Origin of the sequence: Streptomyces sp. NPDC008125, assembly GCF_042957125.1 — a bacterium.
GTDB lineage: Bacteria > Actinomycetota > Actinomycetes > Streptomycetales > Streptomycetaceae > Streptomyces.
The window spans coordinates 19,295-32,194 of the sequence record NZ_JBIBHR010000023.1 but is presented as its reverse complement, the minus strand read 5'-3'; the positions used below and the strand labels follow the sequence as shown (position 1 = coordinate 32,194).

Sequence of the window (12,900 nt, the reverse complement as noted above, 5' to 3'; positions counted from 1 at the left end):
GAGAAGAACGCAATGTGAATTAGCCTGCCCGGCTCGGTACGATCCCTGGAGCACGCGCAAGCAATGCGGTGCGCCCCCTGAGTCAGGAGAGACCGGTGTCAGACGTCCGTGTGATCATCCATCGCGATTCCGAGCGGGAAGAGCACGTGGTGACGACGGGCACGACGGCCGCGGAGCTCTTCCCCGGACAGCGCTCGGTCGTCGCCGCCCGTGTCGACGGCGAGCTGCGCGACCTCAGTCACGTCCTCCAGGACGGCGAGACCGTCGAGCCCGTGGAGATCTCCTCCGAGGACGGCCTCAACATCCTGCGCCACTCCACCGCGCACGTGATGGCCCAGGCCGTGCAGGAGCTCTTCCCCGAGGCCAAGCTCGGCATCGGCCCGCCGGTCAAGGACGGTTTCTACTACGACTTCGACGTCGAGAAGCCGTTCACGCCCGAGGATCTCAAGGCCATCGAGAAGAAGATGCAGGAGATCCAGAAGCGTGGCCAGCGGTTCTCCCGCCGCGTCGTCACCGACGAGGCAGCCCGCGAGGAGCTGGCCGCGGAGCCGTACAAGCTGGAGCTCATCGGCATCAAGGGCTCGGCCTCGTCCGACGACGGCGCCGACGTCGAGGTGGGCGGCGGCGAGCTGACCATCTACGACAACCTGGACGCCAAGACCGGCGACCTGTGCTGGAAGGACCTCTGCCGCGGTCCGCACCTGCCGACCACCCGGTTCATCCCGGCGTTCAAGCTGATGCGCAACGCCGCCGCGTACTGGCGCGGCAGCGAGAAGAACCCGATGCTCCAGCGCATCTACGGCACCGCGTGGCCCACCAAGGAAGAGCTCAAGGCGCACCTGGAATTCCTGGAGGAGGCCGCCAAGCGCGACCACCGCAAGCTCGGCAACGAGCTGGACCTCTTCTCCTTCCCCGACGAGATCGGCCCCGGTCTCGCCGTCTTCCACCCCAAGGGCGGCATCATCCGCCGGGCCATGGAGGACTACTCGCGGCGCCGCCACGAGGAGGAGGGCTACGAGTTCGTCTACAGCCCGCACGCCACCAAGGGCAAGCTCTTCGAGAAGTCCGGCCACCTGGACTGGTACGCCGACGGCATGTACCCCCCCATGCAGCTCGACGACGGGGTGGACTACTACCTCAAGCCGATGAACTGCCCGATGCACAACCTGATCTTCGACGCGCGCGGCCGTTCCTACCGTGAACTCCCGCTCCGTCTCTTCGAGTTCGGCACGGTCTACCGCTACGAGAAGTCCGGCGTGGTGCACGGCCTGACCCGCTCGCGCGGCTTCACCCAGGACGACGCGCACATCTACTGCACCAAGGAGCAGATGGCCGAGGAGCTGGACCGCACGCTCACCTTCGTGCTGAACCTGCTCCGCGACTACGGCCTGACCGACTTCTACCTGGAGCTCTCCACCAAGGACCCGGAGAAGTTCGTCGGCTCGGACGAGATCTGGGAAGAGGCCACCGAGACGCTGCGCCAGGTCGCCGAGAAGCAGGGTCTGCCCCTGGTCCCGGACCCGGGTGGCGCCGCCTTCTACGGCCCGAAGATCTCCGTGCAGTGCAAGGACGCCATCGGCCGCACCTGGCAGATGTCGACCGTCCAGCTCGACTTCAACCTGCCGGAGCGCTTCGACCTGGAGTACACCGGCCCGGACGGCACCAAGCAGCGCCCGGTCATGATCCACCGCGCCCTGTTCGGTTCCATCGAGCGCTTCTTCGCGGTGCTCCTGGAGCACTACGCGGGCGCCTTCCCGGTCTGGCTCGCGCCCGTCCAGGCGGTCGGCATCCCGATCGGCGACGCCCACATCCCGTACCTCCAGGAGTTCGCCGCCACGGCGCGCAAGCAGGGGCTGCGGGTCGAGGTCGACGCCTCCTCCGACCGCATGCAGAAGAAGATCCGCAACCAGCAGAAGGCCAAGGTGCCCTTCATGATCATCGCGGGCGACGAGGACATGGCCAACGGCGCCGTCTCCTTCCGCTACCGCGACGGGTCGCAGGAGAACGGCATCCCCGTCGACGAGGCCATCGCCAAGATCGCCAAGGCCGTCGAGGACCGCGTCCAGGTCTGAGCCCCGGTACGACACGAGTACGGCCCCCGGCGCGGCGTCAGCCCGCCGGGGGCCGTTCCTCGTCCTCCCGCCGGAACACCTGGAGCAGCCACGACGAGAAGGAGCCCGTCACCGCACCCAGCAGTGCCAGCCCGCAGACCATCAGCCCGGCCGCGACGATCCTGCCCTCCGGGGTGACCGGCACCGCGTCGCCGTACCCCACCGTCGTCAGGGTCGCGCACGCCCACCAGGCCGCGTCGCCGAACGTGACGATGCTGGCGCCCGGCGCGGTGTGCTCCACGTGGTAGACGGTGAGCGCGGCGGAGAGGCCGAGCAGGAGCGCGGAGAGCCCGGCGTACGACATCACGCGGGCGTACAGGTTCAGCCGCGGCTCCGCGCGGCGCTGCTGGACCGCCGTGTACACCTTCACCACGCGCAACGGCCGCAGCAGCGGCATCACCAGCACCAGGGTGTCCAGCCAGTGCGTCCGCACGAAGCGGTGGCCCTGGCCGCTCAGCCCCAGGCGTACGGCGTAGTCCGCGACGAAGAGCGCCCAGGTCCCGTAGACCAGCGCCAGCCCCACGTCCGGCCACGGGGCGCGGTCCCGGCCGGCCAGGACGTGGATCGCGTACCCCCCGAGGAAGACCAGCGAGGCGACGGCCATGGGTACTTCCGTGCGCTCCTCCCACCGGCCGAGGCGGGTCGGCCGGTGGGAGGCGGTGGAGCGGTCGCCCGTGGGGGCGGGGCGGTCGCTACGGGGATCGGGGCGGTCGCTCATGGCCGCAAGCATCCCGCCGCCGCCCGGGGCCGGGCCCCGGCGACACGCACGCCAGGGGTGACGCCATATGCTGAACCGCATGACGAGTGAGCCCGAGCAGCAGATCGGAGTGGGGACGCCCGACGCGTTCCAGCGCCTGTGGACCCCCCACCGGATGGCCTACATCCAGGGTGAGAACAAGCCGAGCGGTCCCGGCGCGGAGGATGGTTGTCCGTTCTGTACGATCCCGTCCAAATCGGACGCGGACGGGCTCATCGTGGCACGCGGCGAACACGTCTACGCGGTGCTCAACCTCTACCCGTACACCGGCGGCCACCTCATGGTCGTGCCGTACCGGCACGTCGCCGACTACACCGGGCTCGACGGCCCGGAGACGCTCGAACTCGCCGAGTTCACCAAGAAGGCGATGACCGCGCTCCGCACGGCGTCCGGGGCGCACGGCTTCAACATCGGCATGAACCAGGGAGCCGTCGCCGGCGCCGGCATCGCCGCGCACCTGCACCAGCACCTCGTCCCGCGCTGGGGCGGCGACACCAACTTCATGCCCGTGGTGGGTCACACCAAGGTGCTCCCGCAGCTCCTCGGCGACACCCGCGCGCTGCTGGCCGACGCCTGGCCGGCCGCCTGACCGACCGCGCACGAGGACGAGGAGGGGCGCCCCCGGCCGGGAGCGCCCCTCCTCTGTCGCGTACACAGGGCTCAGGCGTCGTAGGAGTCGGCCTTCTTCGGCGCCGCGTCCTGGACCGCGCCGCTCAGCGACATCGAGCGGCTGCTGAAGCGCTCCGTGTCCACGCCGTTCTCCTTCAGCACCCGCAGCGCCGCCGAGTGGACCACCCGCAGCACCGGGGCGGCGGCGCGCAGCGCGTCGTCCGCCATGAAGCGGTGGTTCCACGGCTGAGAGGCCCAGGCGTGCCGCATCCCGAACGGCTCCGGCAGGCTGATCTTGCCGCCGAGGTAGTCGAGAAGCGGGGGGTACCAGGTCAGCGGGGCGCGCAGCGCGAGGCGGACCACCTCCTCCGGCTCGACCAGCGGCAGGTTGACCTTGCGGGTCTCCCAGAAGCGGACCGTCTTGTTGACCGTCTTCGTCTTCGCCGCAGGCTTCGAGAAGAAGAGCGAGTGGACCGGACCCAGCGCGTGCCCCGTGACCTCGATGCGCAGCGTCTCGTGCAGCACCGTCACCGTGATCATCATCGTCAGCACCAACTGGCCGTCCCAGAGCGTGAACTGCACGCCCAGGTAGTGCCGGGCGCCGCTGCCGAACTGCTGGTGGTTGCAGATGCGCTGTATCTCGTGCGGCTTGACCTGGAAGGTCGCCACGTCCTCACCGGCGGGCCGGGAGACCGAGTCCGCGTTCTCGCCCACCGGGGAGACGATCCAGTGCTTCACCGAAGGCTTCGGGAAACCACCGCTGTTCAGCGGGCCGCGCTCCAGCATCTGCAGCTGGTCGTGGATCGCCCGGATCACGTCCCAGCTGCGGAACTGGTGGAATTCCTTGGTGGGATCGGCCGAGACCAGCTCCTCCGCCAACTGCCAGCTGCCCCAGCGGGTCCCCATGCCGAGAATGCCCTTGGGGCCCGCGTAGAAGACCGAGTTCGACTGCTGCTCCGCAGCGAGCTTCTCCAGCGACTGGCGGAGCGCCTCACGGGCGGTCTCGTTCGGGTTCTTCGGCACCGCGTCCGGGATCTTGGCGCTGATCCCGCCGCCCGAGAGCAACCCCTCCCAGCGGACCCGCATGTCCTTCGCCGACGTCTCCGCGATCCGCTTCGCGATCAGCCAGCCGACCACCGGGGCGACGATGGCCCCGCGCAGATACAGCCCCAGGAGGCCGCCGACCGGCAGCGCGATCAGCGCCACCACCGCCAGACCGCCGATGACGACCAGCACGACCGTGCCCAGCGCCTTGAACGCCGTGTCCTTGGACTTGTCGAGGGCGTCCCGCAGCCGGAAGGCGATGATCCACAGCAGCAGTCCGGGCAGGAACAGGACCCCGCACACCAGCGTCACCAGGGTCAGCCGGGTGTCGCGCTCCTTGCGCAGCCGGGACGCCGACAGGCAGTGCTCCACGACGGTCTGCGGGTCCATCCCGAAGGACTGGATCAGCGCGCCGCGCGCCCCGCCCAGCGTGCGCTCCTGGACCGCGCGCGAGAAGGCCTCGCCCAGGTTGGGCTTGAAGTAGTCGGCCTTGAAGAACTTCGAGGAACCCTGCGACACCGAGGACTTGTGCCACTCGTTGTCCGCCTTGAGGATCTCCTCCACCGGGCTGTCCCGGTACGCCGCAGAGGCCAGGGCGTTCGTCGCCACCGCCCCGGCGCTCGCGCCCTGGATCGGGATCTGCGCTCCGGGAGAAAAGTCGAATCCGTCGCTGGCCACTTGTTCGCCCCCACTCGCCGCATGGTCTGCTCCTGCGGGTGTGCCCAACTTCCTTACGCGGCATACCTTCTGAGCTGCGCCCACAGCGTAGCGTCCGAACGCCCTCCACCGCCCGTCACCGGAGCGGCGCCGAGGGCGATTGCGACAACGCGCCGTCCGAGCGCCCCCTGGACCGTGTCCGGCCCTTCCCGCCGGTCCGACGCGCGTGGCCGGGCACGGCCCGGCGACGCGCAGAGGGCATCGGACGGGTGCCCGTCCGATGGAGCGGGCGCGTGGTGACTACGATGGGCCAGCCGGTGGCCGAAGGGGCCGCACGGCCCACCGACCCCTCAGGGAAGGCCATGCTGAACAAGTACGCGCGTGCGTTTTTCACGCGTGTCCTCACGCCGTTCGCCGCTCTGCTGCTCCGTCTCGGGGTGAGTCCCGACGCGGTCACCCTGATCGGCACGGCCGGAGTGATGGCCGGTGCGCTCGTCTTCTTCCCCATGGGGGAGTTCTTCTGGGGCACCATCGTCATCACCGTCTTCGTCTTCTCGGACCTGGTCGACGGGAACATGGCACGGCAGGCCGGGATCTCCAGCCGCTGGGGCGCGTTCCTCGACTCGACACTCGACCGGGTCGCCGACGGCGCCATCTTCGGTGGCTTCGCCCTCTGGTACGCGGGCAACGGCGACAACAACATCCTGTGCGCCGTGGCGATCTTCTGCCTCGCCAGCGGCCAGGTCGTCTCGTACACCAAGGCACGCGGTGAGTCGATCGGTCTGCCCGTCGCCGTCAACGGCCTCGTGGAGCGCGCCGAACGCCTGGTGATCTCGCTGGTCGCCGCCGGCCTCGCCGGGCTGCACGGCTTCGGCGTCCCGGGCATCCAGATCCTGCTCCCGATCGCGCTGTGGATCGTCGCGGCGGGCAGCCTGGTGACCCTCGTCCAGCGCGTGGTCACCGTACGGCGCGAGTCCGCCGAGGCGGACGCGGTGGCGGCGGCGGAGGCGGGCCCGGCGGGTCGGGGGACCGAGGACGGCCGGTGAGCGCACCCGGCACCGACCTCAGGGACCGCCTGACCGACGGGCTCTACGGGCTCGGCTGGGGTGCGGTGAAGAAGCTGCCCGAGCCGCTCGCCCGCGCCCTCTTCCGTACCCTCGCCGACCAGGTGTGGAAGCGGCGGGGCAAGAGCGTGCTGCGGCTGGAGTCGAACCTCGCCCGCGTCGTCCCCGACGCCTCCGAGGCCCGTCTCGCCGAACTCTCCCGCGCCGGCATGCGCTCGTACATGCGCTACTGGATGGAGTCCTTCCGGCTGCCTGCCTGGAGCCCGGAGCAGATCAAGGAACGCATCGACGTCACCGACGCCCACCTCCTCACCGAGGGCCTGGACGCCGGACGCGGAGTCGTCCTCGCCCTGCCGCACCTCGGGAACTGGGACCTGGCCGGAGCCTGGGTCACCACCGACCTCAAGGTCCCCTTCACCACGGTCGCCGAACGCCTCAAGCCCGAGACCCTCTACGACCGCTTCGTCGCCTACCGCGAGAGCCTCGGCATGGAGGTGCTGCCGCACAGCGGCGGTGCCGCCTTCGGCACGCTGGCCCGCCGGCTGCGCGCGGGCGGCCTGGTCTGCCTGGTCGCCGACCGGGACCTGTCCGCCTCCGGCGTGGAGGTCGACTTCTTCGGCGCCCGCGCCCGGATGCCCGCAGGCCCCGCCCTGCTCGCGCAGCAGACCGGGGCGCTGCTGCTCCCCGTCACTCTCGGCTTCGACGGGACGCCCGTCATGCGGGCCCGGGTCCACCCGCCCGTCGCGGTGCCCGAGGAGGGCACCCGGGCCGAGCGGACCGCCGCCATGACCCAGGCCCTCGCCGACGCCTTCGCCGAAGGCATCGCCGCCCACCCGGAGGACTGGCACATGCTGCAACGGCTCTGGCTCGACGACCTCGACACCGCGGGCGGTACGGCCGAGGGGAAGGCCCCGTGAAGATCGGCATCGTCTGCCCGTACTCCTGGGACGTCCCGGGCGGTGTCCAGTTCCACATCAGGGACCTCGCCGACCACCTGATCCGGCTCGGCCACGAGGTCTCCGTACTCGCCCCGGCCGACGACGACACCCCCCTGCCGCCGTTCGTCGTCTCGGCCGGCCGTGCCGTGCCGGTCCCGTACAACGGCTCGGTGGCCCGCCTCAACTTCGGCTTCCTGTCGGCGGCCCGGGTGCGCCGCTGGCTGCACGACGGCACCTTCGACGTCATCCACATCCACGAGCCGGCCTCGCCCTCGCTGGGGCTGCTCGCCTGCTGGGCGGCGCAGGGGCCTATCGTCGCCACCTTCCACACCTCCAACCCGCGCTCCCGCGCCATGATCGCCGCGTACCCGATCCTCCAGCCCGCGCTGGAGAAGATCAGCGCCCGCATCGCGGTCAGCGAGTACGCGCGCCGGACCCTGGTCGAGCACCTCGGCGGCGACGCCGTGGTCATCCCCAACGGCGTCGACGTCGGCTTCTTCGCCGACGCCGAGCCGAAGCCCGAGTGGCAGGGCGGCACCCTCGGGTTCGTCGGCCGCATCGACGAGCCGCGCAAGGGCCTGCCGGTCCTCATGAAAGCGCTGCCCGCGATCCTCGCCGCCCGCCCCGACACCCGGCTGCTGGTGGCCGGCCGGGGCGACGAGGAGGAGGCGGTCGCCCCGCTCCCCGAGGAGTTGCGCTCCCGGGTCGAGTTCCTCGGCATGGTCAGCGACGAGGACAAGGCGCGGCTGCTGGCCAGCGTCGACGTGTACGTCGCCCCGAACACCGGCGGCGAGAGCTTCGGGATCATCCTCGTGGAGGCGCTGTCGGCGGGCGCCGCGGTGCTCGCCAGCGACCTCGACGCCTTCGCGCAGGTACTGGACCACGGTGCGGCCGGCGACCTCTTCGCCAACGAGGACGCGGAAGCGCTGGCCGCGGCGGCGATCCGGCTGCTGGGCGACCCGGAGCGGCGGGCGGGACTCAGTGAGCGGGGGAGCGCGCACGTACGCCGCTTCGACTGGTCGACCGTCGGCGCCGACATCCTCGCGGTGTACGAGACGGTGGCCGACGGCGCCGCGTCCGTGGCGGCCGACGAGCGCGCGACCGGGCTGCGGGCCCGCTTCGGGCTCGTCCGGGACCGGGACGCCTCCCAGCCCAGGGACCGCGACGTCTCCCAGCCGTTCGGACCGGCGGGGGACTGATGAGCGCCCGGACCGGCGAGGCCCCGGCCGGTTCCCGGCGGGGGCCTCGGCCGGTCGGGCCGGATGCCCGGCGACGGTAGCCTTTGCGCCCGTGACCGCAACCTTGATCTGGACCGTCGTCGCACTCGTCGCGATCGGCCTGTACCTCAGCTGGACCGCCGGACGCCTGGACCGGCTGCACGCGCGCATCGACGCCGCCCGGGCCGCCCTGGACGCGCAGTTGCTGCGCCGCGCCTCGGTCACCCAGGAAGTGGCCACCTCCGGCCTCCTCGACCCCGCCGCCTCCCTCGTCCTGTACGAGGCCGCGCACGCCTCCCGCCAGGCCGAGGAGGACCACCGCGAGGTCGCCGAGAGCGAGCTGAGCACCGCCCTGCGCGCGGTCTTCGGCGAGAGCGCCCAGGTGGAGTCCGTACGGGAGGCCCCGGGCGGCGAGGAGGCGGCGGACGAGCTGGCCGCCGCCGTACGACGGGTCCCCATGGCGCGGCGGTTCCACAACGACGCGGTGCGCGCCGCACGGGCCCTGCGCTCGCACCGCACGGTGCGCTGGTTCCGGCTGGCCGGACACGCGCCCTTCCCGCTCGCCTTCGAGATGGACGACACGCCGCCCGCGGCGCTGGCCGACCGCCCGGGCACCTGAGACGGGGGACGCCGGGGCTTCCGGGGTGACCCGCGGGGGGCGAGGGGCCGGGCAGGCGGTCCCGGGTGACCCGCGGGGGCGGCGAGGGGCCCGGCAGGCGGTCTCGGCAGGCGGTCTCGGCAGGCGGTCCAAAATGATCCACCGCCTCCCCATTGGCCCTTGCTGTGGACTGGTTCCGGGGCGTTTGCTCGGCGGTGCAGGAAACCAGTAGTCCTTTTCACCGAGTGAGGTCCCGTGTCCACGCTTCCCAGCACCCCGCAGTCCGCCGTGTCCGCCGGTTCTCCCGCGACCGGCACCGCCCGCGTCAAGCGCGGCATGGCCGAGCAGCTCAAGGGCGGCGTGATCATGGACGTCGTCGACGCCGAACAGGCGAAGATCGCCGAGGACGCGGGCGCGGTGGCCGTGATGGCCCTGGAGCGCGTGCCGGCCGACATCCGCAAGGACGGCGGCGTGGCCCGGATGTCCGACCCCAACATGATCGAGGAGATCATCGGGGCCGTCTCGATCCCCGTCATGGCCAAGTCCCGCATCGGCCACTTCGTGGAGGCCCAGGTCCTCCAGTCCCTCGGCGTCGACTACATCGACGAGTCCGAGGTCCTCACCCCGGCCGACGAGGTCAACCACAGCGACAAGTTCGCCTTCACCACCCCGTTCGTCTGCGGCGCCACCAACCTGGGCGAGGCCCTGCGCCGTATCGCCGAGGGCGCCGCGATGATCCGCTCCAAGGGCGAGGCCGGTACCGGCAACGTCGTGGAGGCCGTCCGCCACCTGCGCCAGATCAAGAACGAGATCGCCCGGCTGCGCGGCTACGACAACAACGAGCTGTACGCCGCCGCCAAGGACCTGCGCGCCCCGTACGAGCTGGTCAAGGAGGTCGCCGAGCTCGGCAAGCTCCCCGTGGTGCTCTTCTCCGCCGGCGGTGTCGCCACCCCCGCCGACGCCGCGCTGATGCGCCAGCTCGGCGCCGAGGGCGTCTTCGTCGGCTCCGGCATCTTCAAGTCGGGCGACCCGGCCAAGCGCGCCGCCGCCATCGTGAAGGCCACCACCTTCTACGACGACCCGAAGGTCATCGCGGACGCCTCCCGCAACCTGGGCGAGGCCATGGTCGGCATCAACTGCGACACCCTGCCCGAGACCGAGCGCTACGCCAACCGCGGCTGGTAACCCCCGATGAGCGACACACCCGTGATCGGGGTCCTGGCCCTCCAGGGCGACGTACGCGAACACCTGATCGCCCTGGCCTCGGCGGACGCCCTGGCCAGGCCGGTCCGGCGCCCCGAGGAACTCGCCGGGGTCGACGGTCTCGTCATCCCCGGCGGTGAATCCACCACCATGTCCAAGCTCGCCGTGCTCTTCGGCATGATGGAGCCGCTGCGCGAGCGGGTCCGGGCGGGCATGCCGGTCTACGGCACCTGCGCCGGCATGATCATGCTCGCCGACAAGATCCTTGACCCGCGCGCCGGCCAGGAGACCGTCGGCGGGATCGACATGATCGTGCGCCGCAACGCCTTCGGCCGTCAGAACGAGTCCTTCGAAGCCTCCGTCACCGTCCGGGGCATCGAGGAGGACACGCAAGGACCGGTGGAAGGCGTCTTCATCCGGGCCCCCTGGGTGGAATCCGTCGGCGCCTCGGTGCAGGTGCTCGCCGAACACCGCGGTCACATGGTGGCGGTACGCCAGAAAAACGCCCTGGCGACTTCGTTCCACCCGGAATTGACCGGCGACCACCGGGTCCACGCGCTCTTCGTCGAGATGGTGCGCGCGGTGCTCTGACCGATCCCGGTAGGATCTCTCGGGTTCGGATCGATTTTGGTGACGCGAAGGAGAAGGCAGATGTCCGGCCACTCTAAATGGGCTACGACGAAGCACAAGAAGGCCGTGGTTGACGCCAAGCGCGGCAAGCTCTTCGCGAAGCTGATCAAGAACATCGAGGTCGCGGCCCGCTCCGGCGGCGTCGACCCCGACGGCAACCCGACGCTCGTCGACGCCATCCAGAAGGCGAAGAAGAGCTCGGTCCCGAACAAGAACATCGACTCCGCGGTCAAGCGCGGCGGCGGTCTCGAAGCCGGCGGCGCCGACTACGAGACGATCATGTACGAGGGCTACGGCCCCAACGGTGTCGCGGTGCTCATCGAGTGCCTCACCGACAACCGCAACCGCGCCGCCTCGGACGTGCGCGTGGCGATGACCCGCAACGGCGGCTCCATGGCCGACCCGGGCTCCGTCTCGTACCTGTTCAACCGCAAGGGCGTCGTCAACCTGCCCAAGGGCGAACTGACCGAGGACGACGTGCTGGGCGCCGTGCTCGACGCGGGTGCCGAAGAGGTCAACGACCTCGGCGACACCTTCGAGGTCGTCAGCGAGGCCACCGACATGGTCGCGGTCCGCACCGCGCTCCAGGAGGCCGGTATCGACTACGACTCCGCCGAGGCCAGCTTCCTGCCCACCATGCAGGTCGAGCTCGACGAAGAGGGCGCGCGCAAGATCTTCAAGCTCATCGACGCGCTGGAGGACAGCGACGACGTGCAGAACGTCTTCGCCAACTTCGACGTCTCGGACGAGGTCATGGAGAAGGTCGACGCCGCCTGATCCGGGCGACCCGGAAGCGGTACGCGGCACGGGCCGACGGGGACACGCCCCCGTCGGCCCGTCGCGTTGTCGGAGCCGCCCGATAGCCTGCCAGAACAGTTGACCGAGCGGTGAGGACAGGGGGGCGTTCCGTGCGCGTACTCGGCGTGGACCCGGGGCTGACCCGTTGCGGTGTCGGCGTCGTCGAAGGCGTCCCCGGCCGCCCGCTGACCATGATCGGCGTCGGCGTGGTGCGCACCCCGCCCGAAGCCGAGCTCGGCGACCGCCTGGTGGCGATCGAGCGCGGCATCGAGCAGTGGCTCGACGAACACCGCCCCGAATTCGTCGCCGTCGAGCGCGTGTTCAGCCAGCACAACGTCCGTACGGTCATGGGCACCGCCCAGGCCAGCGCGGTCGCCACGCTCTGCGCCGCCCGCCGCGGCATCCCCGTCGCCCTGCACACCCCCAGCGAGGTCAAGGCCGCCGTCACCGGCTCCGGACGCGCCGACAAGGCGCAGGTCGGCGCCATGGTCACCCGGCTGCTCCGGCTCGACGCCCCGCCCAAGCCCGCCGACGCCGCCGACGCCCTCGCGCTCGCGATCTGCCACATCTGGCGGGCCCCCGCGCAGAACCGGCTCCAGCAGGCCGTCGCCGCTCATCGCACGCTGAAAGGCCGCACCGCATGATCGCCTTCCTCTCCGGCCCGGTGGCCGCCCTCTCCCCGGCCACGGCCGTCATCGAGGTCGGCGGCGTCGGCATGGCCGTCCAGTGCGCCCCGCGCACCCTGGCCGATCTCCGGATCGGCCAGCAGGCCAGGCTCGCCACCTCCCTCGTCGTGCGCGAGGACTCCCTCACGCTCTACGGCTTCGCCGACGACGACGAACGCCAGGTCTTCGAACTGCTCCAGACCGCCAGCGGGGTCGGCCCCCGGCTCGCCCAGGCCATGCTCGCCACTCACAGCCCCGACGCTCTGCGCCAAGCCGTCTCCACCGGCGACGAGAAGGCCCTGATGGCCGTCTCCGGCATCGGCAAGAAGGGCGCCCAGAAACTCCTCCTGGAGCTCAAGGACCGGCTCGGCGCCCCCCGCGGGGCCCACATCGGCCAGCAGGCACCCGCCGCCGTCGCCGACTGGCGCGAACAGCTCCAGGCCGCCCTGATCGGCCTCGGCTACGCCGCCCGGGAGGCCGACGACGCGGTCTCCGCCGTCGCCCCGCAGGCCGAGGCGGCTCTCGCGGACGGCGTCCGGCCCCCCGTGCCGCAGCTGCTGCGCGCCGCCCTCCAGACCCTCAACCGCACCCGCTGACCCGGCGCCGACC

The 12,900-nt window shown here is 71.2% G+C and carries 13 protein-coding genes; 11 read left to right on the top strand and 2 right to left on the bottom strand.

The window, feature by feature from the left end; translation table 11 throughout:
- Nucleotides 1-95 precede the first annotated feature (95 nt).
- Nucleotides 96-2,072: a threonine--tRNA ligase gene (gene thrS, locus ACFZAX_RS30425; protein ID WP_390965524.1), complete on the top strand. Its 1,977-nt coding sequence runs from the start codon at nucleotides 96-98 to the stop codon at nucleotides 2,070-2,072.
- 37 nt (nucleotides 2,073-2,109) lie between these two features.
- Here the strand turns inward: thrS and ACFZAX_RS30420 are convergent, their stop codons facing one another.
- On the bottom strand, nucleotides 2,110-2,829 hold the full coding sequence (locus ACFZAX_RS30420) for an ion channel (protein ID WP_390965523.1): 720 nt from the start codon (nucleotides 2,827-2,829) through the stop codon (nucleotides 2,110-2,112).
- A 67-nt stretch (nucleotides 2,830-2,896) separates the two neighbouring features.
- Here ACFZAX_RS30420 and ACFZAX_RS30415 point away from each other — a divergent pair, with 67 nt between their 5' ends.
- Nucleotides 2,897-3,457 (top strand): HIT domain-containing protein, encoded by a 561-nt coding sequence (locus ACFZAX_RS30415; protein WP_390965522.1) that lies wholly within the window; start codon nucleotides 2,897-2,899, stop codon nucleotides 3,455-3,457.
- Nucleotides 3,458-3,528: 71 nt separating this feature from the next.
- On the opposite strand, the gene ACFZAX_RS30410 is transcribed toward ACFZAX_RS30415, so the two are convergent.
- A complete protein-coding gene (locus tag ACFZAX_RS30410) occupies nucleotides 3,529-5,199 on the bottom strand; it encodes a hypothetical protein (protein ID WP_390965521.1) in 1,671 nt (556 codons plus the stop codon).
- Nucleotides 5,200-5,540: 341 nt separating this feature from the next.
- Here ACFZAX_RS30410 and pgsA point away from each other — a divergent pair, with 341 nt between their 5' ends.
- From pgsA to ruvA, 9 genes are all read left to right on the top strand, one after another.
- On the top strand, nucleotides 5,541-6,224 hold the full coding sequence (pgsA, locus tag ACFZAX_RS30405; RefSeq protein WP_390965594.1) for a phosphatidylinositol phosphate synthase: 684 nt from the start codon (nucleotides 5,541-5,543) through the stop codon (nucleotides 6,222-6,224).
- Nucleotides 6,221-7,159 (top strand): phosphatidylinositol mannoside acyltransferase, encoded by a 939-nt coding sequence (locus tag ACFZAX_RS30400; protein ID WP_390965520.1) that lies wholly within the window; start codon nucleotides 6,221-6,223, stop codon nucleotides 7,157-7,159. The genes pgsA and ACFZAX_RS30400 overlap by 4 nt, the downstream gene beginning before the upstream one ends.
- On the top strand, nucleotides 7,156-8,379 hold the full coding sequence (locus ACFZAX_RS30395) for a glycosyltransferase (RefSeq protein WP_390965519.1): 1,224 nt from the start codon (nucleotides 7,156-7,158) through the stop codon (nucleotides 8,377-8,379). The genes ACFZAX_RS30400 and ACFZAX_RS30395 overlap by 4 nt, the downstream gene beginning before the upstream one ends.
- A 91-nt stretch (nucleotides 8,380-8,470) precedes the next feature.
- Nucleotides 8,471-9,016, top strand: a complete 546-nt coding sequence (locus ACFZAX_RS30390; protein WP_390965518.1) for a hypothetical protein — start codon at nucleotides 8,471-8,473, stop codon at nucleotides 9,014-9,016.
- A gap of 234 nt (nucleotides 9,017-9,250) precedes the next feature.
- A complete protein-coding gene (gene pdxS / locus ACFZAX_RS30385) occupies nucleotides 9,251-10,180 on the top strand; it encodes a pyridoxal 5'-phosphate synthase lyase subunit PdxS (protein WP_390965517.1) in 930 nt (309 codons plus the stop codon).
- A 6-nt stretch (nucleotides 10,181-10,186) separates the two neighbouring features.
- The gene (gene pdxT / locus ACFZAX_RS30380) at nucleotides 10,187-10,789 is read left to right on the top strand and encodes a pyridoxal 5'-phosphate synthase glutaminase subunit PdxT (RefSeq protein WP_390965516.1); all 603 of its coding nucleotides are present in this window, start codon (nucleotides 10,187-10,189) and stop codon (nucleotides 10,787-10,789) included.
- A 60-nt stretch (nucleotides 10,790-10,849) separates the two neighbouring features.
- A complete protein-coding gene (locus tag ACFZAX_RS30375; protein ID WP_386890906.1) occupies nucleotides 10,850-11,605 on the top strand; it encodes a YebC/PmpR family DNA-binding transcriptional regulator in 756 nt (251 codons plus the stop codon).
- A 131-nt stretch (nucleotides 11,606-11,736) separates the two neighbouring features.
- Nucleotides 11,737-12,270, top strand: coding sequence for a crossover junction endodeoxyribonuclease RuvC (ruvC, locus tag ACFZAX_RS30370; RefSeq protein WP_390965514.1), 534 nt, complete (start codon nucleotides 11,737-11,739; stop codon nucleotides 12,268-12,270).
- A complete protein-coding gene (ruvA, locus tag ACFZAX_RS30365) occupies nucleotides 12,267-12,887 on the top strand; it encodes a Holliday junction branch migration protein RuvA (RefSeq protein WP_390965513.1) in 621 nt (206 codons plus the stop codon). The genes ruvC and ruvA overlap by 4 nt, the downstream gene beginning before the upstream one ends.
- The last annotated feature ends 13 nt before the right edge of the window (nucleotides 12,888-12,900 follow it).

Coding starts and splice junctions, on each gene's coding strand:
- ACFZAX_RS30420 (WP_390965523.1), bottom strand. CDS start 2,829: ATGAGCGACCGCCCCGATCCCCGTAGCGACCGCCCCGCCCCCACGGGC.
- ACFZAX_RS30415 (WP_390965522.1), top strand. CDS start 2,897: ATGCTGAACCGCATGACGAGTGAGCCCGAGCAGCAGATCGGAGTGGGG.
- pgsA (WP_390965594.1), top strand. CDS start 5,541: ATGCTGAACAAGTACGCGCGTGCGTTTTTCACGCGTGTCCTCACGCCG.
- pdxT (WP_390965516.1), top strand. CDS start 10,187: ATGAGCGACACACCCGTGATCGGGGTCCTGGCCCTCCAGGGCGACGTA.
- ACFZAX_RS30375 (WP_386890906.1), top strand. CDS start 10,850: ATGTCCGGCCACTCTAAATGGGCTACGACGAAGCACAAGAAGGCCGTG.
- ruvA (WP_390965513.1), top strand. CDS start 12,267: ATGATCGCCTTCCTCTCCGGCCCGGTGGCCGCCCTCTCCCCGGCCACG.